This is a genomic window from Devosia sp. MC1541 (genome assembly GCF_012847305.1).
Taxonomy (GTDB): Bacteria; Pseudomonadota; Alphaproteobacteria; order Rhizobiales; family Devosiaceae; genus Devosia.
This window is the reverse complement of record NZ_JABBDZ010000010.1, coordinates 91,614-114,615: the sequence shown is the minus strand read 5'-3', so window position 1 is coordinate 114,615 and position 23,002 is coordinate 91,614. Positions and strand designations below refer to the sequence as shown.

The 23,002-nt window shown below is 58.2% G+C and carries 21 protein-coding genes; 7 read left to right on the top strand and 14 right to left on the bottom strand.

Annotated features, from left to right (window positions below):
- Positions 1-429: 429 nt before the first annotated feature.
- The 7 genes from HKD40_RS12145 (at position 430) to HKD40_RS12115 (ending at position 8,107) form a co-directional block, all read left to right on the top strand.
- A complete protein-coding gene (locus tag HKD40_RS12145) occupies positions 430-1,458 on the top strand; it encodes a sulfate ABC transporter substrate-binding protein (RefSeq protein WP_169196033.1) in 1,029 nt (342 codons plus the stop codon).
- Positions 1,459-1,733: 275 nt separating this feature from the next.
- A complete protein-coding gene (locus HKD40_RS12140) occupies positions 1,734-2,339 on the top strand; it encodes an alpha/beta hydrolase (RefSeq protein ID WP_169196032.1) in 606 nt (201 codons plus the stop codon).
- A 130-nt stretch (positions 2,340-2,469) separates the two neighbouring features.
- The gene (locus HKD40_RS12135; RefSeq protein ID WP_169196031.1) at positions 2,470-3,867 is read left to right on the top strand and encodes an FAD/NAD(P)-binding protein; all 1,398 of its coding nucleotides are present in this window, start codon (positions 2,470-2,472) and stop codon (positions 3,865-3,867) included.
- Positions 3,868-4,034: 167 nt separating this feature from the next.
- A complete protein-coding gene (gene cysT / locus HKD40_RS12130) occupies positions 4,035-4,880 on the top strand; it encodes a sulfate ABC transporter permease subunit CysT (RefSeq protein WP_169196030.1) in 846 nt (281 codons plus the stop codon).
- A complete protein-coding gene (gene cysW, locus HKD40_RS12125) occupies positions 4,870-5,739 on the top strand; it encodes a sulfate ABC transporter permease subunit CysW (protein ID WP_248306039.1) in 870 nt (289 codons plus the stop codon). Before cysT ends, cysW begins: the two co-directional genes overlap by 11 nt.
- Before the next feature lie 11 nt (positions 5,740-5,750).
- Positions 5,751-6,785, top strand: a complete 1,035-nt coding sequence (locus HKD40_RS12120) for a sulfate/molybdate ABC transporter ATP-binding protein (RefSeq protein ID WP_169196028.1) — start codon at positions 5,751-5,753, stop codon at positions 6,783-6,785.
- A 116-nt stretch (positions 6,786-6,901) separates the two neighbouring features.
- Positions 6,902-8,107: a TIGR03862 family flavoprotein gene (locus HKD40_RS12115; protein WP_169196027.1), complete on the top strand. Its 1,206-nt coding sequence runs from the start codon at positions 6,902-6,904 to the stop codon at positions 8,105-8,107.
- Here HKD40_RS12115 and HKD40_RS12110 read toward each other — a convergent pair.
- The 14 genes from HKD40_RS12110 to HKD40_RS12045 all read right to left on the bottom strand — a co-directional run bounded on the left by HKD40_RS12110 (position 8,071) and on the right by HKD40_RS12045 (position 22,988).
- Positions 8,071-9,087 carry a cation diffusion facilitator family transporter gene (locus HKD40_RS12110; protein ID WP_169196026.1) on the bottom strand — a complete coding sequence of 339 codons (1,017 nt, stop codon included), beginning with the start codon at positions 9,085-9,087 and terminating at the stop codon, positions 8,071-8,073. The genes HKD40_RS12115 and HKD40_RS12110 overlap by 37 nt on opposite strands.
- Positions 9,088-9,200: 113 nt before the next feature.
- The gene (locus HKD40_RS12105; protein WP_169196025.1) at positions 9,201-9,554 is read right to left on the bottom strand and encodes a metalloregulator ArsR/SmtB family transcription factor; all 354 of its coding nucleotides are present in this window, start codon (positions 9,552-9,554) and stop codon (positions 9,201-9,203) included.
- A 46-nt stretch (positions 9,555-9,600) separates the two neighbouring features.
- Complete coding sequence (gene arsC, locus HKD40_RS12100; protein ID WP_169196024.1) at positions 9,601-10,020, bottom strand: arsenate reductase (glutaredoxin); 420 nt, start codon at positions 10,018-10,020, stop codon at positions 9,601-9,603.
- Positions 10,020-11,897, bottom strand: coding sequence for an ABC transporter ATP-binding protein (locus HKD40_RS12095; RefSeq protein WP_199368565.1), 1,878 nt, complete (start codon positions 11,895-11,897; stop codon positions 10,020-10,022). The genes arsC and HKD40_RS12095 overlap by 1 nt, the downstream gene beginning before the upstream one ends.
- A gap of 41 nt (positions 11,898-11,938) precedes the next feature.
- A complete protein-coding gene (locus HKD40_RS12090) occupies positions 11,939-12,661 on the bottom strand; it encodes a pyrimidine 5'-nucleotidase (RefSeq protein ID WP_248306038.1) in 723 nt (240 codons plus the stop codon).
- A gap of 43 nt (positions 12,662-12,704) precedes the next feature.
- Positions 12,705-13,928 carry a hypothetical protein gene (locus HKD40_RS12085; protein WP_169196023.1) on the bottom strand — a complete coding sequence of 408 codons (1,224 nt, stop codon included), beginning with the start codon at positions 13,926-13,928 and terminating at the stop codon, positions 12,705-12,707.
- A gap of 134 nt (positions 13,929-14,062) precedes the next feature.
- Entirely contained in the window at positions 14,063-15,583 is a 1,521-nt protein-coding gene (gene ilvA, locus HKD40_RS12080) for a threonine ammonia-lyase, biosynthetic (RefSeq protein ID WP_169196022.1), read from the bottom strand.
- 244 nt (positions 15,584-15,827) lie between these two features.
- Positions 15,828-16,724 carry an acetylglutamate kinase gene (gene argB, locus HKD40_RS12075; protein WP_169196021.1) on the bottom strand — a complete coding sequence of 299 codons (897 nt, stop codon included), beginning with the start codon at positions 16,722-16,724 and terminating at the stop codon, positions 15,828-15,830.
- A gap of 99 nt (positions 16,725-16,823) precedes the next feature.
- Positions 16,824-18,098 carry a tRNA lysidine(34) synthetase TilS gene (gene tilS, locus HKD40_RS12070; protein WP_169196020.1) on the bottom strand — a complete coding sequence of 425 codons (1,275 nt, stop codon included), beginning with the start codon at positions 18,096-18,098 and terminating at the stop codon, positions 16,824-16,826.
- On the bottom strand, positions 18,083-19,090 hold the full coding sequence (locus HKD40_RS12065; protein ID WP_169196019.1) for a tetratricopeptide repeat protein: 1,008 nt from the start codon (positions 19,088-19,090) through the stop codon (positions 18,083-18,085). Before HKD40_RS12065 ends, tilS begins: the two co-directional genes overlap by 16 nt.
- Before the next feature lie 179 nt (positions 19,091-19,269).
- Positions 19,270-19,740 (bottom strand): peptidoglycan-associated lipoprotein Pal, encoded by a 471-nt coding sequence (pal, locus tag HKD40_RS12060; RefSeq protein ID WP_169196039.1) that lies wholly within the window; start codon positions 19,738-19,740, stop codon positions 19,270-19,272.
- 254 nt (positions 19,741-19,994) lie between these two features.
- Positions 19,995-21,020 (bottom strand): peptidoglycan -binding protein, encoded by a 1,026-nt coding sequence (locus HKD40_RS12055; RefSeq protein ID WP_169196018.1) that lies wholly within the window; start codon positions 21,018-21,020, stop codon positions 19,995-19,997.
- A gap of 3 nt (positions 21,021-21,023) precedes the next feature.
- Positions 21,024-22,010, bottom strand: a complete 987-nt coding sequence (locus HKD40_RS12050; protein WP_169196017.1) for a flagellar motor protein MotA — start codon at positions 22,008-22,010, stop codon at positions 21,024-21,026.
- A 183-nt stretch (positions 22,011-22,193) separates the two neighbouring features.
- Positions 22,194-22,988 (bottom strand): inositol monophosphatase family protein, encoded by a 795-nt coding sequence (locus HKD40_RS12045; RefSeq protein ID WP_169196016.1) that lies wholly within the window; start codon positions 22,986-22,988, stop codon positions 22,194-22,196.
- Between the last annotated feature and the right edge of the window lie 14 nt (positions 22,989-23,002).

Here is a 23,002-nt window from a genome sequence, read left to right as displayed (position 1 = left end):
CAAGGCTTCGAGGTGATCGTTCAGGCTGAAAAGCGAATGCGGGTCCATGATGACGCTCCATGATCGGGCGACATCAATGAATCATGACTGCATCAAAGCCGCCAAGGGTTTTTGCGGACGTCCAGCTGTCCTTGCCTCACAGTGACCCTCTGATCTGCCGGCGCGGCAATGCCAAACGGCGCGGCACCCCGATAGCTCGCGCCTCAAAACCAGATAGGGTGCCATTCGGGTTCTGTTTGAGGGTGATTTCTGGCGGAAAGCAGCCGGGGTAGCTTTTAGGTGTTTTCGGAACTAAGTTCTATTTGATCCAAGCAAAAGCAGGATTGGAGGCATTTTTTTCTTCATTCTCGCCGTTACGGCAAGCCAAAACCTTCTCAAAGGCGACCACGTTGATAGAGTTTAAAACATCAAACGAACGGGAGGTTCCCAATGAAACGGACAGCCAAGCTAGTTGCCTACTCAGCCCTCGCCGCATCCCTGCTCGTGGGCTTTTCTATTACCGCTCAGGCACAGGATCGCACCCTGATCAACGTGTCTTACGATCCCACGCGGGAACTCTACCGCGCTTATAACGAAGCCTTCATCACGCACTGGAACGCTGAAAAGGGCGACACCGTCGCCATTCAGGTGACCCATGGCGGTTCTGGTTCGCAGGCTCGCACCGTCATCGACGGCCTCGAGGCTGATGTCGTCACACTGGCGCTCGAAAGCGACATCAACGCAATCTCAGACGCCAATCCCGATCTTATTCCAGCCGACTGGCGTCAGGCCTTGCCGCACAATAGTGCGCCATACACATCGACCATTGTCTTCCTCGTTCGCAAGGGGAACCCCAAAAGCATCCAAGATTGGGGTGACCTGATTGCTGATGGTGTCGAGGTGATCACGCCGAACCCGAAAACCTCCGGTGGCGCACGATGGAATTTCCTCGCCGCTTGGGCGTGGGCGCGCGAAGCCAATGGTGGCGATGAAGCTAAGGCGCAGGAGTTTGTCTCTGAACTCTTCCGCCATGTTCCTGTTCTCGACACAGGTGCACGGGGTTCGACCACCACTTTTGTGCAGCGTGGCATTGGCGACGTTCTGCTGGCTTGGGAAAACGAGGCTTACCTCGCCCTTGAAGAGCTTGGCCCTGATGCTTTCGATATCGTCACCCCGTCGCTTTCGATCCTCGCTGAACCGCCAGTTGCGGTTGTGAAGGGCAATGCCGACAAGAAGGGAACGACGGATTTGGCGCAGGCTTATCTCGAATATCTCTATTCGGATGAAGGCCAGACTATTGCAGCGCAGAACTACTATCGTCCTTCGGATTTCTCAAAGGTCCCGGCTGAAGACACAGCCCGCTTCGGTGAGTTGAACCTTGTGACGATCGAGGATTTCGGCGGCTGGCGTGAAGCGCAGCCGAAGTACTTCGGCGATGGTGGTGTGTTCGACCAGATCTATTCCGGTCCAACCCAGTAACGGAACAGCGCTCCTCGGCCCTGTAAGCCGGGGAGCCTCACCCAGGAGAAGGAACATGGTCTACTTCTTCGGTATCTTCGGCCCCGGAAAGCTCCAACGCGCTCCGGCAGCGGAAGCCAGATCCAAAGCAAACTTTTTCGGTGGGGTGCCAGACATTGCTCAGGGCGCTGGCCCTTGAGCCGAGCAGAGCAAGATGCCTGCTATCTGGCCAGTAAAGCGCCTGAACCCGACTATCGCGACACCCCGGCCAATAGTCGTGAGCGCGCAGGTGAGCCATGACCAGACCAGTTCTCATTGTGCCGGGCCTCAATGGCTCGAATGATGGCCATTGGCAGCACTATTGGCTGCGTGACAAGCCGGAAGCTGTTCTCGTTGAACAAGAAGAATGGGCTGACCCAAAGGCTGGGCGTTGGCTGCATTGGTTAGAGAAAGCGGTGATGACCTATCCGGGCGCCATCGTTGTCGGGCATAGCCTGGGCACTATCCTTGCGGCTCGCCTCGCAACAAGCCCGGTCGCGCCATTGGTGGGTGGGGTGCTGTTGGTAGCACCGGCGGACATAGAGCGCACTTCGACCTTGCACGCGCGTAGTTATGAGTTTGGCACGCTGCCGGGGGATAAGCTGCCATTTCCGGGGCTCATGGTCGCCAGCCGCGACGATATCTTTATGAACCTTGCTAAAGCGCGGACCCTCGCGCAGCACTGGGGCGTCCCTGTGCTGGATTTGGGGCACGCAGGGCATATCAATATTGCGAGCGGGTTTGGTCGCTGGGCACGCGGCTATGATCTGGCCCAACAGCTTGCCGATAAGGCTGATCGACAACAGCGGCACCGCCGCGCGATGGGCCCACAGAGCGTCCAGCGCTCTTGTCTAGTGCCTTAGTCGACTTTATAGTTTTCAGGCTGATCCCCAAAGCTTTCGTATTGGGTGATTTTCAGCCTGGCAGCGGTGTGCCGTAGCTTCATTTTTGTGAGCGCGTGCAGCTTCCAGCTTATTATGGAAGGCGCAGTACATGGCTGATCCGAAGGACCTATCTAAGACCCCGGCTGAGAAATCGGTGACGATTATCGGTGGCGGTGCAAGTGGTGTCCTGCTGGCGGCCAATTTGCTCAAAAGCGACGATCCAGATTTGCGCGTCACCTTGCTAGAACGCCAAGGGCAGTTCGGCCAAGGTCTCGCCTATTCAGCCCGCCGCAAGGACCATCGGGTGAACGTGCCGGCGCGTGGCATGAGCGCATTTGCCGATGATAAGGATCACTTCTGGAATTGGCTGCAAGAGCACGAGCCGGGCGTTTACGACAGCTCGTATGTTTTTGTGCCGCGTCGCAAATATGGCAGCTATCTAGAGGATGTTTTGCGTCAGGCAGGTGCACGCATGCAGGGTCGTCTGCGTATCCTCGCTGAGGAGGCTGTCTCGCTGCGCGAGACCAGCAAGGGTGTGGAAGTCGAGCTGGGCAATGGCACCAGCCTTGTGAGCCGTCGCGCTGTTCTGGCCGTTGGGCATGAGACACAGCCCGCGCGCGGGCGGGGGATCGCGGTTCGTGTCGGGTCTGAAGAAGACACGCCGCTTGAGCGGAACGCTCCGGTGATGATCCTCGGCTCCGGCCTGTCGATGGTGGACGCTTGGGTGTCGCTGGTTGAGGCCAAGCATCGGGGGCCGATCACGGTTGTTTCGCGCAACGGGCTTTTGCCGAAAGGGCATAAGGACGTGCCGCCGCTGACGATCAGCGAAAGCGATGTCCCTTTCGGCACCAATATGACCGAATTGGCTAAGTGGTTCCGCGCGCTTGTGCGCGACACTGAGGGCAAAGGGGGCGATTGGCGCAGTGTTGTCGACGGCCTAAGGCCCTATAATCAGAAACTGTGGCAGAGCTGGTCTGATCCGGTGAAGCGGCAGTTCCTGCGCCACATCCGGCCTTGGTGGAATATCCATCGTCACCGCCTGCCACCTGATCTTTATCAGCGTCTGGTCGATGCCATCCGTTCGGGGCAGGTGACACTGCGCGCAGCTGAGTTTGTGGGGATTGAGCGGGACGGCGGGAATACCGTGGCGATCATCCGCGCGCGAGGGACCGAACAGCGCGAACGGCTTACGGTTGCGCGTGTCTATGACTGCGGTGGCGTGAGTGTTGATGTCCGTGCGAGCCATAATCCACTGCTCCAGCATCTGGTGAGCACAGGGGCGGCACGTCCAGACTCAATGCATATCGGTATCGATGTGGATGGTGCCTGCGCGCTCATCACGGCGAACGGCCAGGTGTCGCCAAGAGTGCGCGTTATTGGCCCCCTCACGCGGGGACGATATTTTGAAATTGAGGCTGTTCCAGACATCCGCGTACAGGCGGCAGGACTAGCGCAATCTTTGCTCGCTGCAGGACAGGCGGAGGCGGCCACGCAAAGCTCTTCGTGAATTGCTTGCTCCTTCCGGAACGATTTTCTACATTCTTGAGAAAACTCGCCCAGTCCGCTCCTTGAGAAAGTCGAGCGGAAAGCTAGGGTTAGGCCAGTTCTTGAGGGTAGATGTATGCATCGACCAAAGCATAGAGGCCGAACCCTGTCTGACAGGGGAGATCTCATATGAGCCGGAAGACTGGATTTGTTCAGCCTAGCGTCATACCGGGCTTCGGTTTGACCTTTGGTTTTACTCTTGCATACTTTGGCCTGATCATTCTCATTCCGCTCATCGCGCTGGTGTTGCGTGCTGCGGGTATTGGGTGGACCGGGTTTTGGGCGGTGGCGCTCGATGCGCGCATGCTTGCGGCGCTGCGCACCAGCTTCGTGACGGCGCTGATCGCTGCCGGGATCAATGTTGTTTTTGGCACGCTGATCGCTTGGGTGCTCGTGCGCTATCGTTTTCCCGGTCGGCGTATTTTCGATGCGGTGGTGGACCTGCCATTTGCGCTGCCAACGGCGGTGGCCGGGATTGCTCTGACGGCAATCTATGCGCCCAACGGGGTGATCGGGACGCTGTTTGCACCTTTGGGTTGGCGGATCGCTTACACGCCAATCGGCATCACCATAGCCATGGTGTTTATCGGCCTGCCCTTTGTCGTTCGGACCATTCAGCCGATTTTGGAAGAAACCAGCCGAGAGGTGGAAGAGGCTTCAGCTACACTTGGCGCCAACCGCTTTCAGACAATTTCCCGAGTGCTGTTGCCGAGCCTCACGCCCGCAATTTTAACCGGCTTCGCTTTGGCCTTTGCCCGCGCTGTCGGAGAATATGGTTCGGTGATTTTTATTGCTGGCAATATTCCGTTCGTATCCGAAATCGCGCCGCTGCTGATCGTGATCCGGCTTGAGGAATTCAACTATTCTGCGGCCGCTGTGATCGCCACGGTGATGTTGTCGATTTCGTTTCTGATGCTCTTTGCGATCAATCTCATTCAGGCGTGGAGCCGCAAGAGGTATGGCTATGGCACGTAAGAACGCCCCATCCCGTCGCTACCACCCCACCAATGAGCCTCTCTGGGTGCGCGTGACCCTAATTCTGATCGGCGTCGCCTTCATGGGGCTGATCTTGGTTTTGCCGCTCGTGGCCGTATTCACCGAAGCGCTTCGTCAGGGCATACCCGGATTTGCAGAGGCACTGCAGACTGCTGATGCGCAGTCGGCCATCCGCCTGACGCTTTTGGTGGCGGCGATCTCCGTGCCCCTCAATGTGGTGTTCGGTATCGCGGCCTCGTGGGCCATCGCTAAATTTGAGTTCAAGGGCAAAGCCTTTCTCATCACGCTTATCGACCTACCGTTCTCGGTGTCGCCCGTGATTTCTGGCTTGGTCTATGTGCTGCTGTTTGGCTCGGGGAGCCTGTTGGGGCCGTTCCTCAAATCCTACAACATCGAAATTCTCTTCGCGGTGCCGGGGATTGTTCTGGCGACGATATTTGTCACCTTTCCGTTTGTGGCCCGCGAGCTGATCCCGCTGATGCAGGACCAAGGTTCCGGCGATGAAGAGGCGGCCATTTCGCTTGGCGCTTCGGGGTGGCAGACGTTTTTCCGCGTGACGCTGCCCAATATTAAATGGGGCCTGCTCTATGGCGTGCTGCTGTGTAATGCGCGCGCTATGGGCGAATTTGGTGCGGTCGCGGTGGTTTCTGGGAAAATCCGGGGTCAAACCACGACCATGCCGTTGCAGGTCGAAATGTTCTATAATGAGTATCAAGGGACAGCCGCCTTTGCGCTGGCGTCGCTATTGGCCTTGCTGGCCCTTGTCACTCTGGTGCTCAAAACGGCGCTTGAATGGCGCTTCGGCGATGAACTCGCCGCTACTGGCCGCGGCCACTGACAGGGTTGGGAATGGAAGTAAAAGTACAAAACGTCCGCAAGGAATTCGACCGGTTTCCAGCACTGCATTCGGTGTCTCTGGATATTCTTTCGGGCGAGTTGATTGCGCTTCTGGGGCCATCTGGTTCCGGCAAAACCACCCTGCTGCGCTTAATTGCCGGGCTTGAGCGCCCGACGGAAGGCAAGATTTTCTTCGGAGATGAAGACGCGTCGGAAAAGAGTGTGCAGGAGCGGAACATTGGTTTTGTGTTCCAGCACTACGCGCTGTTCCGGCATATGACGATTTTGGAGAATGTTGCCTTCGGCCTGAAGGTGCGCCCGCGTTCGAGCCGCCCGCACAATAGTGAAATCCGCCGCCGGGCGTTGGAGCTGCTCGATCTGGTGCAGCTGTCTGGTCTCGAGAAACGCTACCCGAGCCAGCTATCGGGCGGGCAGCGTCAGCGTGTGGCGCTCGCTCGCGCATTGGCTATCGAGCCGCGCGTTTTGCTGCTCGACGAACCATTCGGTGCGCTCGACGCGCAGGTTCGGCGCGACTTGCGCAAATGGCTGCGCGAAATCCATGATCGCACCGGCCACACCACAGTTTTTGTGACGCATGATCAGGAAGAAGCGCTGGAGCTGGCTGATCGTCTCTGTGTCATGAGCCAGGGCAAGATCGAACAGGTGGGAACGCCTGATATGGTCTATGACCAACCGGCGTCGCCGTTTGTCTTCGGGTTTATCGGCGAAAGTTCAGAGCTTCCCGTCACGGTCGAGGGGGGCGAACTTCACCTCGATGGTCGCTCACTCGGTCTTCCGGCCAGCGGAGCCACGGGGGCCCAACGGCTTTATTTCCGTCCACATGATATCGAGCTGACAGACGCGTCCTCGGCGCTCGGCGGCGATGTTGTCGCCAGCCGCCGCGTTGGTGGTACGCGCCGTGTTGAGCTTGAATTGCAGGGAAGCGCACATCGCGTCGAGATTGACCTGCCGTTCGACCATCCGCTGGCAGACCGATCCCGCTTTGCGTTTCGCCCCAAGCGGTTCAGACTCTTTCCGGCAGCATAAAGCAGAAAAAGCGCGGCTTCGGTCGCGCTTTTCTCTTTGGGGAGCTGCGCGCTCTTGGCATGGCCAAATTTGGCTCTCTTGCGCTATGAGAAGCTTCACTTCTTGTTAGGCAGGCCATGATGCAGCGGCACATCGGAATTCTTGGAGCTGGGCCTGCGGGGCTCATGGCAGCTGAGGCAGCAGCGAATGCCGGGGCGCGTGTCACCGTGTTCGACGCTATGCCCAGTGTCGGCCGGAAATTCCTCATGGCCGGTAAGTCTGGTCTTAACATCACCCACTCTGAGCCGCATGAAGCCTTGCTAGGACGGTTTGGGGCTTCACGAGCAAGGCTCGAAACGGCGTTGAACGCCTTTACGGGCGATGATGTCCGCACTTGGGCGGATCGATTGGGTGTAAGCACTTTTGTTGGCTCGTCGGGCCGTGTGTTTCCAGATGTTATGAAAGGCTCGCCTCTGTTGCGCGCTTGGCTCAAGCGGCTGGACGAGCAGGGCGTTACCATCCGCACCCGTCATCGCTGGATTGGCTGGGCGGGGGAAAAGCTGGTTTTTGCGACGCCTGAGGGTGAGGTTCAGCACGCGTTTGATGCGCTGGTTTTTGCATTTGGAGGGGCGAGCTGGCCGCGACTAGGCTCAGATGCCGCTTGGGTTTCGCCCTTTTCAGAACGTGAAATTGAAATCGCCGCGTTCCGGGCCGCCAATTGCGCCTTCGAGCGGGGGTGGAGCCCGTTTATCAGCGAGCGTTTCGCCGGTCACCCAGTAAAGTCCGTTGTGGCGACGAGTGCTCTGGGCGGTCTGCCAGGCGAGTTTGTGGTCACCCCTTACGGTGTTGAAGGCAGCTTGATCTATGCTCATTCTGCTGCGCTGCGCGACGCTATTGAGGCAGACGGTTCAGCAGTGCTGACCCTCGATTTGGTGCCGGGACGCAGTGTTGAACGATTGGCGGCGGATTTCGGTCGCCAGCCGAGCAAGGTGAGTTTTACCAATAGATTGCGTAAGGCCGCGGGGCTCGATGGGGTGAAGGCGGCATTGGTGCGCGAGCTGGCGCCTGAGGCTGCGCAGCTGGCTCCTGAGGCATTGGCGATGATGCTCAAGAGCTTGCCGCTGCGTCTCGATAACACGCGTCCTATTGCTGAAGCCATTTCGGTGGCGGGCGGGGTGGTCTGGGATGAGATCGACCCCAACTATATGCTCAAGAAAATCCCCGGGACGTTTGTCGCCGGGGAAATGATCGATTGGGAGGCCCCGACGGGGGGCTATCTGCTTACGGCGTCCATGGCCACTGGGCGTTACGCAGGCTTAGCGGCCGCGCATTGGGAGCCGTGACCGGTCCAGTCGATCTCGATCGTGGCGTGATTGATGTCGTGGGTTTGTGCCAAGCGTTGCCGCACGGCATTTGAAACCGTGGCCGGGGCGATTGCTCCCGTGAGAGAAATGTCGAGCGTAGCCATGGTGCGGCCTGACGACAGCGACCAGACGTGGAGATGGTCGACATTGGCGAGGCCGGGGATATTGGCCTTGAGATCAGCGGTGATCGCTGTGGGATCGACGCCATCGGGTGCGCCCTCCATGAGAATATTGAAGGTCCGCATCAGCAAAGCCCAAGCGCCACGCAGAATGAGCAGGCTGACAAATACCGAGAGGATCGGGTCAATCGGCGTCCAGCCGGTGAGCCAGATGATGATCGCGGCTGCAATAGCGCCCACCGAGCCCAAAAGGTCGCCCATGACGTGTAGCGATGCGCCCCTGATGTTGACGTGGTCTTTGTCGGCCCCCCCGAGGATGCGCAGCACCAGCAGGTTTATGAGAAGCCCAGCGACGGCGACGGCGAACATGGGACCCGCGAGGACTTCGTCCGGCGCCATGAAGCGCTGGAACGCCTCATAGAGGATCCAGACCACAATACCGAAGAGGGTCAGCGCATTGATCAGCCCGGCAAGGACTTCGACACGAGCATAGCCAAAGCTGCGCTTGCTATCCGCTACACGCTTGCCGATACGGAAGCCGAGCCACGACAGGAAAAGGGCTATGGTGTCGGTCAGCATATGACCAGCATCGGCCAGCAGGGCGAGGGAGCCCGACAGCAGGCCGCCGATCACTTCGATGACCATGAACGTGCCGGTCAGCGTTAGCCCGATGAGGACAGCGCGTTCGTTGGCGGAACTTACTTTTGGCGTATGATCGTGTCCGGCGTGATCATGACTATGACCTGCATGGTCATGAGCATGGGGCGCGTGTTGATGCGCCTCATGATCGTGGTCAGTTTCGTCGTGACTGTGGCCGGAGTGGTCGTGCGGATGTGCCATGATACCCTCGTTCTATAATCATATGAACATGTATTCATATGATGGTCAACAAGCATGGTAGACACGCTGGCGTGATCGTGACTTCGCGCATGAAGCTCGCCCGTTTAGAACCCTTAGACTTGGCTGGATGCCTCGTCTGTCTTCGGTTCTGCCAAATCGTCGTCGTGCAGGTCGTGCTCTTCCATCGCATGGGCAATCATATCGGCCAGAATTCTGGCGATGTGATCGTCCGCTGCTTGGTAGAATACCTGCTTATTGCGCCGGGTTCCGCGCACCAGTCGGGCGGCGCGGAGGAGACGCAAATGGTGGCTAACGAGAGATTGGGAGGCACCGGTGGTTTTGGCGATATCGCCCACCGCGATGGGGCCTTCAAGGCAGGTTAAGAGCACACGCAGACGGGTCGGATCGCCCAACAGCTTATAGGTCTCGGCAATCAGTTGGATGGTGTGTTCTTCAGGAAGGGCCACGGGGCGATGCGCTCAATTTGCTGGTTCGCCCTGACCTTAAAGCCGCTTAGACGCGCTGACCATCCTTGTCGATCACCACCTCACCATCCTCTTTGGTGAACGGGATGGTGGCCGCTTCTGGCAGAATGTCCAAAACGAGCTCTGAGGGGCGGCAGAGGCGCACGCCATGCGGAGTAACCACGAGAGGGCGATTGATGAGAATAGGCGTCGCCACCATGGCTGCGAGCAGCTGCGTGTCACTCAACTCGGGATTGTCCAAACCCTGGGAGAGGTATTCTGGCTGCTTGGTGCGGATCGCATCCCGCACTGAAATCCCGGCACGAGCGATGAGGTCGGCAAGCGTTGCAGCAGACGGAGGGTTTTCGAGATAGAGCACAATTTCTGGCTCAATCCCGGTGCCGCGGATCATTGCCAAGGTGTTGCGCGAGGTGCCGCATTCGGGATTGTGGTAGATGGTGATGTGCATCAACGATAGCCTGCCGCTTGCAGTTCAAAGAGTTCGGCATAGCGCCCATTGAGCGCCAGCAATTCCTCGTGGCTTCCTGCTTCAAGAATCGCGCCCTTTTCAAGCACCAAAATACGGTCTGCCATGCGGACAGTCGAGAAGCGGTGCGAGATGATGACGGCCGTAGTGTTGGTCGCAAGGTTTTTAAAGCGGGCGAACACCTCAGCTTCCGCCTTAGCGTCCAGCGCTGCGGTCGGTTCATCGAGAATGACGAGATCGGCGTCACGCATATAGGCCCGGGCAATGGCGACCTTCTGCCATTCGCCGCCCGAGAGGTCGCGGCCCTTCTTGAAGAGACGACCGAGCTGTTGATCATATTGCTGCGGCAGCTTGGCGATGACCCCATCGGCAAGGCTTTGTTCAGCGGCCTGCTCGATCCGCGCCTGATCGGTTCGCGCTTCGATACGGCCAACGCCGATATTGTCGCGAGCGGAAAAGCTGTAACGGATGAAGTCTTGGAAAATCACGCCGATGTGCTGGTGGATGTCGGTGGGCGACATGTCACGCAGGTCGATGCCGTCGATGGTGATGCGGCCCTCTGTCGGATCGTAGAGACGCGTCAGCAGTTTGACGATGGTGGTTTTGCCAGCGCCATTCTCCCCAACCAGCGCAAGAGTTTCGCCTGCCGCGAGGGTGAAGTTGAGATTGCGCACCACCCAATACTCCGTCTCGGGATATTGGAAGCCGACGTTCTCAAAGACGATGCCGCGCTGGATCGGGGTTGGGAAGGCCTTGGGGGAGGCCGGGGGCAGAACGGACGGTTCGATCTCGAAGAAAGAGAAGAGGTCGTCGAGGTAGAGCGACTGCCCCGCGATCTGGGTGAAGCCGAGAAGGATTTTTTGGAACAGGCCATTGAGCCTGAGGAAAGACCCCGACAAAAAGGCGAGATCGCCGAGCGTGAACTCGCCGGTAATGGTGCGCCAGACGATGTAGCCATAGGCGAGGTAATAGGCGAGGCTGGAAATGGCCGCAAAGAGGGAGCCCCAGCTGGCGCGCGCAATAGCGACCCGGCGATTGTCGACATAGATGCCGTGAGCCAGCTTTTTAAAGCGCCCGATGAGATAATCGCCTAGGCCAAAGAGTTTGACCTCTTTAGCTGTTTCAGCGCTCGCACCAACGTGGCGGAGATACTCAAGTTCGCGGCGCTCTGGGGTGCGCCAGCGGCTGAGCATGTAATTAAGCGTGTTGAACCGCGTTTCGCCCCAAATCGAGGGGATGAAGCTCAAGGGCAGTAAGAGCACCAACCACGGGGCGTAGATGACGAGACCTGCCGCGAGGGTCACGACTGTGATCATGTCCTGCGCTTGGCCAAACAGCTGGCTCAAGAGTTGATTGCGCCCTGCAGCCTGACGGCGTGCGCGCTCCAATCGGTCCTGATATTCCGCCGATTCAAAATGCATCAGATCAAGCTTGGCGGCGTGCGCCATCAACTCGACACTGACAGTGTTCGAATGCAGTTCGGAGAGGATGGAGTCGACTAGGCCTGTGGCGCGGTTGATCACATCATTGGCCAACACCAGAGCCAGCTCGATCAGCAGGAAGCCGAGAACCGTGTTGAGCGCACCGGCATTCCACCAGTCTAGAATGCTGGGGCCGGGGGCGGGCAGAGCGGTAAGCCGCACGACCTCATCAACAATCAGCTTCGCCGTATAGAGCACCGCGATCGGTTGGAACGCCGCCACGAGGCGTAAACCGATGCTCGCCGCCGTCAAGGATCTGCTGGTGCGCCAAATCTGCGCGATCAGGCGCCCTAGGTGGCGCATGTTGTCCAGTCGTTGACGGAAGGTGAGCGGCGTTTCGGGAATTGGTGGCGGGCGACGCCCAGGAAGATCGGTCATACGCGCAGTTTAATCCGCAGCAGAGGGCGAAGAAATAGTCGTTATTTCAGATTGCGGAGAAACTTCGTCAGGTTTGCAGTGACGTGATGGACGTGCGGACCGGAGGTTTGCTCCAGCTCCCACGCATCGACGAGGTCGTGGCTATAGTCTTCGCTGGCCACCACCTGCACCGTGCTCATCCCCATTTCGTGCGGAACGACGAGGTTCTTTTCGAGATCGTCGAAAAACACCGAATTGCTGGGGGTGATGCTGTAGCGCGAGAAGAAGCCTTCATAGGCCTCTTTGCGTGGCTTGGGGATGAAGACCATGTCACGAATGTCGTGGAAGTCTTCAAAGAGGTCCGCGCCGCCGAGGCGAGTAAGCACTGATTTGGCGTGGTTGGTGTCCGCATTGGTCAGGATCAACTTACGACCTGGCAGGTTGCGAATGGCCGCCACCAATTCGAGATTCTGCTGAACCGGGGAATAGTCGATGTTGTGGACCGTATGGAGGAAATGGTCCGGATCGATTGAATAGCGGCTCATCAAGCCGTTCAGCGTCGTGCCGTAGTCCCGGTAGAACTCTTTCTGCAGCTTTCTAGCTTCAGTAAACTCAAGCCGCGTAACGTCCATCACATAGTGGGTGATGCGGACGTCCACTTGCTCCCACAAATTGCATTCACGCGGGTACAGCGTGTTATCGAGGTCAAAGACCCACTCGGATACGTGGCTGAGGTCGGCGGCGGGGGACGGGGAGATCACAGAGGTCATAAGCGCAGAATGCATCAATAGCTTGAAAAGGAAAGGGGCCCGAGGGCCCCTAGGAGATTTACTGGTTTGCCGTGAGGGTAATGCCCAGGGTCTTGATCAGACTTGCTGGGTTTGCCGCACCGGCCGCCAGGATCAGCATGCTGGTTTTCGTGGGTGGAGCAATCTTGAGTTCGATGTTCTCAGGCTTGTCGAGGAAGGCCTCGACCGGTGGCGCAACGAGATCAACGATTGCTGGAATGCCAACTTGCTCCAACGCCATGCGCACCATTGGTTTGAGGCTTGCTGCGTATTGCTCGGTGGAGACACCTGCCTGATCTGCAAAGACTTTTAGAGCACGCTGAGCAAAACCTGCGTCATCGTAGCGAAGCGTGAAGCCGCTGATCGAGAGCGCCTGCGCTAGCTCCAGCCCCGTCACCATGGCCTGTGCTTCAGCTTCTTCACTATTGGCCGCCGCCGCCGTTGTTGCGGACAGGGCAGATAGCTTTTCGAGCAGTGGCAGTGTGAAGCCCGAAATGTCGAAGGTCGAGTTGATCTGGCCAACGTCGGCGAAGTCGATCAGGAACTGATCCATGACCATGCGGCCATCGGCCAAGGTCCACTGCGCTGTCTGGTTCACTTCACCCTGCAGCGTTTGAAGTCCCAAGCCGTCGATCATCGCGGCTGCGGCTGGATCTTCGGCCTTGAGCGGCTCTAGGTCAGCCTGAATGTTGGCGATAGTAAAAGTGCTATCAACGGTTTCGAGAACGTCCGCGCTATCGAAGCCAAAGTCGTACTTCGCAAGCAGGCTATCGTAGGTGAGAACGGTTGTGCCGTTCGTGATAACGGTCAGTGGACCGGTGCTGATCGAGCCGAAAGACTGCACGACATGAGCGGCGGTCACTTCGCCTGGCGGCGGCAGCCAAATGTCGGAGGCCTTGATGTCTTTGAGGGTCACGTTCGTCTTAGACTTCTTGGACCCTTCAGCAACTTCGAGATCGGGGATCGAAACGGATTCGATCGTGAAATTGCCGCCACTGCCTTCGGCCACGCCGGAGAAGGTGATCGTCTGGTCGAATACGATAGGATCTTCGCCGGGCACATCCATGGTGGCGCCTTCGACGGTAATCGTATCGCCGTTCACCGTTGCTGGGCCAAACGTAATCTTGCTGCCCGAATATTCCATGACAGCGCTGAAGCGCTCCAGCACGGCATCGGCCTCGAAAGCGAGAGCAGGCTGAGCGACAAGCAGTGCCGTAACGCTTGTTGCCAGTAATGCGGTGGCCGTCTTGATAGTGCCGAGCATGAGCTGTGTCCCTTCTGAGTGAATGCGCAGGGCTGCACCGCCGCTGCAAAACCGTATCGTTGTCTTCGTATGACTTGTAGCAAAGCTAGTCTGACAGAAATGCGACCCAAACAGGGCGGTGTCAGGCGCTTTGCCTAAGCCAGATGCAAAAATTGCTTATAAGCTGGATTTTCGGTCTCGTCCCAATAAGGGAAACCAATCTCGTCGATATGGCTAAAGAAGCTTTCCCGCGTTTCCGCGGGGACTTCGACACCCACCAGCACGCGACCATAGTCGGAGCCATGGTTGCGATAGTGGAATAGGGTGATGTTCCACTCATCGTTGAGGCCCTCAAGGAATTTCAGCAGTGCGCCTGGCCGTTCTGGGAACTGGAAGCGGAACACCATCTCATTGTTCAGTCCACCGACGCGGCCACCCACCATATGGCGAGCGTGAAGCTTGGCCACTTCATTGTCGGTGAGATCGGTCACGGCCAATCCTTGCGCCACGAGATGGGAGATGATGTCGGCTTTCTCGGCATCACCGCGGGCGAGTTTGATGCCAACGAAAATTCGGGCCTTGTCGCCCTGCGCATAGCGATAGTTGAACTCCGTCACAGCGCGTGCGCCTATCTGGCGAATGAAGGAGCGGTAGCTGCCCGGCTGTTCGGGAATGGTCACGGCCAGCAATGCCTCAGCGCGTTCGCCGATTTCGGCGCGTTCGGCGACATAGCGTAGGCGATCAAAATTGACATTGGCGCCAGAGTTGACGGCGATCAGAGCGCCGGTTGCGGGGGCGGTGCCATTTTCAATGTCGCGGCGGAGCCCTGCCAAGGCCAAAGCGCCAGCTGGTTCAGTGATAGCGCGATGGTCATCGAAAATGTCCTTGATGGCCGCGCAGATTTCATCGGCTGAGACGGTGACGATCCCGTCGAGCAGCTCGCGACAGATACGGAAAGTTTCCTCGCCCACTTGGCGCACAGCGACGCCATCAGCAAAGAGGCCGACCTGATCGAGCGGCACAGGATGGCCGGCTTCAATCGCCGCCTTCATGCTGGCGGCTTCCTCTGGCTCAACGCCAATAACTTTGACATCTGGGTTGAGGAATTTGACCAAGAGCGCAATCCCTGCGGCCAGACCACCACCACCTACAGGCACGTAAATCGCGCCGAGGTCGTGCGGGTGCTGGCGCATAATCTCGAGGCCAACTGTGCCTTGCCCGGCGATCACGTCGGGATCGTCAAAGGGGTGGACGAAGACATAGCCGTGCCGTTCTGCGAGGATTTCTGCCTGCGCGCGAGCAGCGTCAAAACCATCGCCGAATAGAACCACTTCACCGCCCAACCGCTGAACGGCGTTGACCTTAATTAAGGGCGTGGTGGTGGGCATGACGATGACCGAGCGAATGCCCGCACGGGTTGACGAGAGGGCAACGCCTTGAGCGTGATTGCCAGCGGAGGCGCAGATGACGCCGCGCGCTTTCTCTTCCTCAGTAAGATTGGCGATGCGGTTATGCGCGCCGCGGATTTTGAATGAGAATACGGGCTGTAGGTCCTCGCGTTTAACGAGGATCTGGCGTCCGAGCTTGGCCGATAGCAATTCCATCTGTTCGAGCGGCGTTTGAATAGCAGCTTCGTAGACTGAGGAGGAAAGGATCTTACGGACGTAGTCGGTCATCAATATGGCTCCAGCGCGTGCGTTTGATGGACGCTTCCGTGCGCTAAATGTCAATTGCGCCGCTGGGATGGCGGATCGTCACGGTTACGTGATCAGCGCGGGGAAGGCCTGAGATTCTCACAGTATTTAGAGTTGGAAATTGCCAGAGCGACCGACGGTGTGTGCCCGAAGCACGATGGTCGCGGAGTTCGCCTATGCAATGAGGAACGGCCGCCAGTACGTCACCGGCGGCCGTTGAAACAGGTTAGCGAACGATCAGCGTGCCCGCGCCGAACTCGGTGAACAGCTCGACGAGAACGACGTGTGGCTGTTTACCGTTGAGGATCACGACGCCTTCAACGCCGCTGTCGAGCGCGTCAAGGCAGGTTTCCACCTTGGGGATCATGCCGCCCGAAATCGTGCCATCGGCGATGAGCGCCTTGGCTTCGCGCACGGTCAATTCTGGAATGAGCTTACCATCGCGGTCGAGAACGCCCGGCACGTCGGTTAAGAACAGCAGGCGCTTAGCACCGAGCGAGCCAGCAATGGCGCCCGCGAAGGTGTCGGCGTTGATGTTGTAGGTATTGCCGTCGCGGCCTGGAGCAACCGGAGCGATGACCGGGATCATTTCCGAGCGGGCCAGCAGGTCGAGCAGGGTGCGATCGACTTCAACCGGTTCGCCGACATAACCAAGGTCGAGCACGCGCTCGATATTGCTGTCTGGGTCGATCATGGTCTTAACCGCCTTTTTGGCGAAAACCATGTTGCCGTCTTTACCGCTCAGGCCGATGGCCCATTCGCCTTCAGCATTAATGGTGGCGACGATCTCTTTATTGATCGAACCCGCCAGCACCATTTCCACGATTTCCATGGTGCGCTTGTCGGTGACACGAAGGCCGCCTTCGAACTTGGATTCGATGCCGAGGTTTTTCAGCATCGAGGCGATCTGTGGTCCACCCCCATGAACCACGATCGGATTAACCTTGGACTGCTTGAGCAGCGCGATGTCGCGCGCAAATGCCTGACCCAGTGCGGCATCGCCCATGGCGTGGCCGCCGTATTTCACAACGACGGTTTTGCCTTCATAGCGCTGCATATAGGGCAGGGCCTGCGCAAGGATGCCGGCATCATGGCTGAACCGGTCTGTATCGGGGGTAGTCATTGCAGTGGGCGCTCCCTGGGAACAAAGCCTCAAATTGGGCCAAGGGTCTATAGGATTTCTGTGGCGGATGAAATCAGGATTCTTTGGACTTTAGAACGATCAATCGACAAGAATTTCGACCTTAATTCGATCATCAAACGACCATCCGCCCAATGCGACCACGTTTCCTGCCTCGTCGCGCAGAATGGGAGTGGTTCGAATGGCTTCCGATGGGGCGGTTACTTTGGCACCAAGCACTGTTTCAATGCGGTGGCGGGGCAAAAATTCCGATACTGAAGCGGTGAAACGCTTGTCGGTCGAGAGATTGGCATAGAGGAAACGCTCGTCCCAAGTGAGCACGCCATTCGGCTCAAGAAACGCGTCTGCGGGCAATGTACGGCCGGGTTCGCGCGAAATGACAAGGGTCTTTTCGCGGACACGAGCAACGGCGCCAAGGGCGGTCGCGGCGCGCTGCAGTGTATTGGCAATGATCGAATCGTAGAGACGATCGACTTGCCCCAAAGCGCGCGGTTTCTGACGACCACCAACGATGGTGAGCACGCGCGAAAGCATGCGCCGACCGATGGCCGGGCTGAGAGCGGTAAAGGCGTCGCGTGAAATGGTGGCGGCGCCAAAGCCATCGAGATCAACGAGTTCGTCAAAAGCTGCATCAGCCATTTGCCCGATTGCAAGATCGGTCTCGGCCATGCGCTGGGCGAAGCGGGAGAGTGCTGCCCCGTCTAGGCCCTCAGCGGCCAGTGCAGGCAGGAGCTTGCGCCAGCGCACGCGTTCATAACTGGTGTCCTCATTTGTTGGGTCTTGCACAGCCGTCATGGCTTCTTGCTTGACGAGGGCAATGAGGTGCTTGGGGTCAATCTCCAAGAGCGGGCGGAATACCGTGATGCCTTCAACTTGCGAGCGGGCAGCCATGCCGCGCAGGCCCTCGATGCCGCTGCCGTGCGCCAGGCGCATCAGGACGGTTTCGGCTTGGTCGGAACGATGGTGCGCGGTGAGAAGTAGCGTTGCCCCATCGTCTATCATTGCCGCGCCGATTATCCCGTAGCGGGCCGCTCGTGCCGCTTCGGAAACGCCGGTTTCTGGCTTTTTACCAGTCCACTTTAGAGCCCGCGCAGTGAGGCCCAAGCGCGCCGCCTCACGTAGTACCATCTCGACCTCGGCCGCGGCTTCTGGGCGAAGATCATGATCGAGACTATAAACGATGAGTTTTGGTGTGTGGGGCGCGCTTTGCGCCCAGCGGTGCGCCAAGATCATCAGAGCTAAGCTATCCGCACCGCCGGAAACCGCTAGGCCGATGGTTTTCTCAAGCGCTGCTGGCGCAAAAAGCTGCGCCAGCAGTGTGGAGTTGGTAAAATCCGGCGTCAGACTGGCGGACATTGCGCCTGCGAATTGGCCTGCAACAGGCTCGTCTGGAACGTTTGACCGGTATTGGGATAGCGTGAGCGGACCTCGCCGAATGTCCGGCACGCGGTTTCGCGTTCACCGACACCAGCCAATGCCACGCCGAGGTTCATCAGCAATTCCGGAGCAACTGGGCTGCTCTGGTGCTTTTCATAGGCGGTGACCAGCACATCGGCAGCTTCGGTATAGCCGCCGCGCGCGATCATGGCTTTACCCAATCCGCTCGACGCATCGGGGAGATTTGGGTTGTCTGGGTATAGTTCTAGGAACTGTTTGAACTGGTCTTCGGCGAACTCGTAATCGCCAGTTTCAAGAGCCTGACGGGCTGCCGCAAACTGCGCATCGGCGTCAGCATTGCCGGTTTTGGGCGTAGGATTGTAGCTAAGATCAAGGGGTTGACCGGTCGCCAAGTTGATCCCGCCATTCTGGCCGGTACCAACGAGCGGATCGGCAGAATTGCCGAGTTCGTCAACAGCACCCTCGTCGCCAAAAGTCGGGTCAAATTCCTGCTCGCCCGGGAGAGGCTTAACGCCTTGCTCGGGAATGTCGGTCAGCGGGGCTGCTTCTTCGTTAGTGGCTGGGGCCTGCGGCAACGCCTGGGGCTGCATCACGCTGCCCGAGCGGGTTGCCGCTTCAGAGTTTCCCGAGTCACCGCCTTCTAATTGCTGGAAACGGAACTCTGCGTCTTCCTGGAAGCGGTTCAGCATTTCTTGCAGCTGGGTCAGCTGGAAGGTGAGGCCTTCAATCTGGCCGTTCAGGGTGCGGATCTGTTCTTCGAGCTGCTGAATGCGAACCATCGACTGTGCGTCGTTCGATTGCGCTACCAGAATGCGGCCGCCATTATTGTTGTAGGAGAGGCCGCCGAGTTCGGCAGCGGGCAGAGAGGTCTGCGCTTGTGCGGCTTGTGCGCCGAGGCTTAGCCCCAGTGCGCAAAGCGCCGCCCTTCCGAATTTCTTAGTTTTGAACAAGGTTACCCTAGCCTCCGAGTGTCGCCGCCGATGCGGATTAAATGGGTATCAATATGTGTCGATAAACCCCAATCGTGCCAAAAAAAAGAAAGCGCCCAAACCATTTCTGGTTTTGGGCGCTTTTACCTCCAGTTTTCACTGGGTCAGTGGCATTCTCCTCGAGAGGAGAGGCCTTTAGCTTACTGGACGACGGTTACCGCGCGGCGGTTCTGCGACCAGCAGGAGATGTCGTTACAAATTGCAACTGGGCGTTCCTTGCCGAAGGACTGGCTGGTGATGCGCTGCGCGCCAACGCCCTTGGAGACGAGGTAGTTGACCACGATGTTGGAGCGACGTGCACCAAGTGCAATGTTGTATTCACGGGTGCCGCGTTCGTCGGCATGGCCTTCGATCATGACGCGGTAGTTCGGATACTGGTTGAGCCACTGGGCCTGCTTGTCGAGGGTCGCCATGGCTTCTGGAGTCAGAGAGCTCGAGTCGGTGGTGAAGAAAATACGGTCGCCAACGGTGACGATGAATTCCTGCTGGCTGCCAGGGGCGCCGCCGCCCGGACCTGTATTACCAACACCGGTCAGGCCAACATTGTCAGTTGCAGAGCGCGAGCACGCTGCCAACACCACGACGAAAAGCATCATGGCAGCAGCGCGCATTACATTAGAGATGGGTGCAGAGATGGCCACGAGCGGCTCCTCAAGAAGGCTTTAAACTTAAGCAGGGCATTTACCGCTCTTATTCTTAAAAGCGAGTTTGCTGCTATGGTTAATCTTGTCCTATTGAGGCTGGGATGTGGCAGGAATCCGGGCTTTTTTGTGGCGCGGTCGATCTCAGACAGCACCGCCATGAAAAGCTGTTAAGGTTAAGCCGTTTAGCTCTCGCCCATGATTTGAAGGGGAGAGAGAAACTCTCACCCCTCCGTTAGCTTGAACTCAATACGGCGGTTGCGCCGGTAGGCGTCATCGGTCTCACCCTCATCGAGTGGGGTGAATTCACCAAAGCCAGCGGCGACCAAGCGATTTGGCGAAACCCCGCGTGAAACCAGATATTGGGCGACGGAAATTGCGCGAGCGGCCGACAATTCCCAGTTCGAGGGGAAGCGTGCGTTGGAAATCGGGCGCTTGTCGGTGTGGCCGTCGATGCGCAGGACCCAATTAATATCGGGTGGAATTTCGTCTTCAAGCTGCAGGATGGCGTCGGCCAGAGCATCAAGATCGGGCAGTCCGTCTTCGCCCAGAGTGGCCTGACCCGCGTCAAACAGAACTTCGGATTGGAAGACGAACCGGTCTCCAACAACGCGGACGTCGGCGCGACCTTCAAGAATCTGGCGCAAGCGACCAAAGAAATCAGAGCGGTAGCGCGACAGATCCTGCACGCGTTGGGCTAGTGCAAGGTTCAGGCGACGGCCAAGATCGGCAATCTGCGTGCGCGATTCTGTATCGCGAGCCTCAGAGGCGTTGAGCGCGTTTTCGAGCGCGGCGATCTGAGTGCGCAAAGCGGCCAACTGCTGGTTGAGCAGGGCGACCTGCGCATTGGCCTCGTCGGAGAGTTGTTCGGCCGCCAGTAGCTCCGATTGCAGCCCTGCGATGGCGTCGTCCTTGTCGCCGAGACCCGCGCCGATTCCGGCGAGGCGCGAGTTCAGCGATTGGTTTTCGTTCTCGGCGGAAGCGAGCGTTGCGGTGATGACGGAGATTTGGCCAAGCAAATCATCGGAATTGGCACGCTCCAGCTGCAAGAGCTCGGTCAGTTCGGCAATCTGGGAGTTGAGCCGAGCGAGTGCCGTATCGCGCCCCTGAATCTCCTGACCCAGAAAGAACTGGGTCAGCATGAACAGCGACAGCATAAAAATGATGACGAGCAGAAGGCTCGATAGGGCGTCTACGAACCCCGGCCAGTAATTGGCCTCTTGCCTGCGACGCGAGCGGGCTCCCGGCATGGCTTAGTTCCGCCGCTCGTTGTCGAGCTCTTTGGTCATGGCTTCCAACAAATCGCGCAGCTTCTTGTTGGTTTCGCCTTGCTCCAGGATATGGGCGCGCAAATCGTCTTGCTCGGTGCGGATGTGCTTGACGAGGCCATCAATACCGCGCGCCAGTTCGGCCATGGCGCGAATGGCGTTTTGCGAGGAATTGGCGTTCTGCATATTGGCGCCAAGCTTATCGAACATGGCCTGCATGTCCGGGCCGCCCGCATTGGCCTGCATGGCCGAAACAGGGTGATCCAACTCGGTCATGGAGGTCATCCAGTCTTCCAGGTCGGTGTAGAAGGCGTTCTGAGCCTGACTGGTTTGAAGATCGAGAAAGCCGAGGATCAGCGATCCTGCAAGGCCAAAGAGCGAGGACGAGAACGCCGTGCCCATGCCGCCGAGAGGAGCGGCGAGGCCCTCCTTGAGGTTGGAAAAGAGCGAGGCGCTGTCTGCGGAGGTCACATCGAGAGCATTGATAACGCCAGCAACGGAGCTGACGGTTTCTAAGAGGCCGTAAAACGTGCCCATCAGCCCCAGAAAGACCAGAAGACCCGTCAAATAGCGTGAGGTGTCTTTGGCCTCATCGAGGCGATTTCCCACCGAATCCAAGATGGAGCGCATGGACGACGGCGTGATAACCGCGTCGCCAATGCGTTCGCGCAGCAACCCTGCCACAGGAGCGAGCAGTACTGGCGTACGCACATTGGCCTGTGTGCCGTCTTGAAGCGAGTTCACCCACTTCACTTCTGGGAAGAGGCGGATGACCTGACGGAAGCTTAGGAAAATGCCGATTGCGAGAGCAAAAAAGATCATCGAGTTGATGAACGGGTTTGCCCAGAAGAAGCTGATGATTTGCCCGGCCAGAATGGCGGCAACCAAGCCCACTAGGATCAGGAAGATCACGATCTTGACCAGATACACACCCGGGCTTGCTAGGTGATAGGGATCATATCCTTGGCTCATCGACATTCACGCCCCTTACGCCGCAAATCAGGCATGGCAAAGACTAGAGGGGCTAGCGATGCGTGACAACTCGTAAGGTTAAGGATTTCTCAATCCACAAACCAGATTTCGTGACCCGCACAAACAAAGCCCCCGCCGAGCGCTAGAACGCTGGGCGAGGGCAGAAAATCAGTTTGGCTAAACTTAGTGGATTGGGCGCAGAGCCTTGAGCAGCAGTGGCTGCAGGGTTTCGTTGCCAGCCACGAGCTGACCGTTGGCAACCGAACCAGGCTGACCGGCGTAGTCCGAAACAACGCCACCGGCTTCCTTGACGAGCAGGAGACCCGGAGCCACGTCCCATGGCTTAAGGCCAGCTTCCCAGAGGGCGTCGAAACGACCTGCTGCGAGCCAAGCCATGTCAACGCAGATCGAGCCGGAGCGGCGAATGCCAGCAACGGCAGCATTGATCGATGCGACCTGCTTGATCTGGAGAACGTCGTTAGAGGTGCCCTGAGTCTTGATGCCAGTCGAGACGACAGCGTCAGCAAGGTGGCGACGCGCGCCAACGCGCAGGCGCTTCTTATCAGCAAGCCATGCGCCACCACCCTTTTCGGCGGTGTAGAGTTCGTCGAGCACTGGGTTGTAGATCACCGAGGCGACAATATCGTCGCCGCGCTGCAGCGCGATTGCGACTGCGAACAGTGGGATGCCGTGTAGGAAGTTGGTTGTGCCATCGAGCGGGTCAACGATCCAAGTGTGCTGGCCGTCGGTACCTGCAACTTCGCCACCTTCTTCCATCAGGAAGGCATAGGATGGGCGGGCTTTGCGCAGTTCATCATAGATGATCTGTTCGGCGCGAAGGTCGGCCTTGGAAACGAAGTCCGCTGGGCCCTTGCGGGATACCTGCAGATTTTCGACTTCGTTGAAGTCGCGGGTGAGGGATTTACCGGCTTTAATGGCCGCGCTGACCATAACGTTTAGAAGGGCGGAACGCGCCATATCGGATTTGCTCG

Bases quoted from the DNA above. Each gene is read 5' to 3' on its own strand.
- HKD40_RS12145 (WP_169196033.1), top strand. From the start codon at position 430: ATGAAACGGACAGCCAAGCTAGTTGCCTACTCAGCCCTCGCCGCATCC.
- HKD40_RS12140 (WP_169196032.1), top strand. From the start codon at position 1,734: ATGACCAGACCAGTTCTCATTGTGCCGGGCCTCAATGGCTCGAATGAT.
- HKD40_RS12135 (WP_169196031.1), top strand. From the start codon at position 2,470: ATGGCTGATCCGAAGGACCTATCTAAGACCCCGGCTGAGAAATCGGTG.
- cysT (WP_169196030.1), top strand. From the start codon at position 4,035: ATGAGCCGGAAGACTGGATTTGTTCAGCCTAGCGTCATACCGGGCTTC.
- cysW (WP_248306039.1), top strand. From the start codon at position 4,870: ATGGCACGTAAGAACGCCCCATCCCGTCGCTACCACCCCACCAATGAG.
- HKD40_RS12120 (WP_169196028.1), top strand. From the start codon at position 5,751: ATGGAAGTAAAAGTACAAAACGTCCGCAAGGAATTCGACCGGTTTCCA.
- HKD40_RS12115 (WP_169196027.1), top strand. From the start codon at position 6,902: ATGATGCAGCGGCACATCGGAATTCTTGGAGCTGGGCCTGCGGGGCTC.
- HKD40_RS12110 (WP_169196026.1), bottom strand. From the start codon at position 9,087: ATGGCACATCCGCACGACCACTCCGGCCACAGTCACGACGAAACTGAC.
- arsC (WP_169196024.1), bottom strand. From the start codon at position 10,020: ATGCACATCACCATCTACCACAATCCCGAATGCGGCACCTCGCGCAAC.
- HKD40_RS12095 (WP_199368565.1), bottom strand. From the start codon at position 11,897: ATGACCGATCTTCCTGGGCGTCGCCCGCCACCAATTCCCGAAACGCCG.
- HKD40_RS12090 (WP_248306038.1), bottom strand. From the start codon at position 12,661: ATGCATTCTGCGCTTATGACCTCTGTGATCTCCCCGTCCCCCGCCGCC.
- HKD40_RS12085 (WP_169196023.1), bottom strand. From the start codon at position 13,928: ATGCTCGGCACTATCAAGACGGCCACCGCATTACTGGCAACAAGCGTT.
- ilvA (WP_169196022.1), bottom strand. From the start codon at position 15,583: ATGACCGACTACGTCCGTAAGATCCTTTCCTCCTCAGTCTACGAAGCT.
- argB (WP_169196021.1), bottom strand. From the start codon at position 16,724: ATGACTACCCCCGATACAGACCGGTTCAGCCATGATGCCGGCATCCTT.
- tilS (WP_169196020.1), bottom strand. From the start codon at position 18,098: ATGTCCGCCAGTCTGACGCCGGATTTTACCAACTCCACACTGCTGGCG.
- pal (WP_169196039.1), bottom strand. From the start codon at position 19,740: ATGCGCGCTGCTGCCATGATGCTTTTCGTCGTGGTGTTGGCAGCGTGC.
- HKD40_RS12055 (WP_169196018.1), bottom strand. From the start codon at position 21,020: ATGCCGGGAGCCCGCTCGCGTCGCAGGCAAGAGGCCAATTACTGGCCG.
- HKD40_RS12050 (WP_169196017.1), bottom strand. From the start codon at position 22,010: ATGAGCCAAGGATATGATCCCTATCACCTAGCAAGCCCGGGTGTGTAT.
- HKD40_RS12045 (WP_169196016.1), bottom strand. From the start codon at position 22,988: ATGGCGCGTTCCGCCCTTCTAAACGTTATGGTCAGCGCGGCCATTAAA.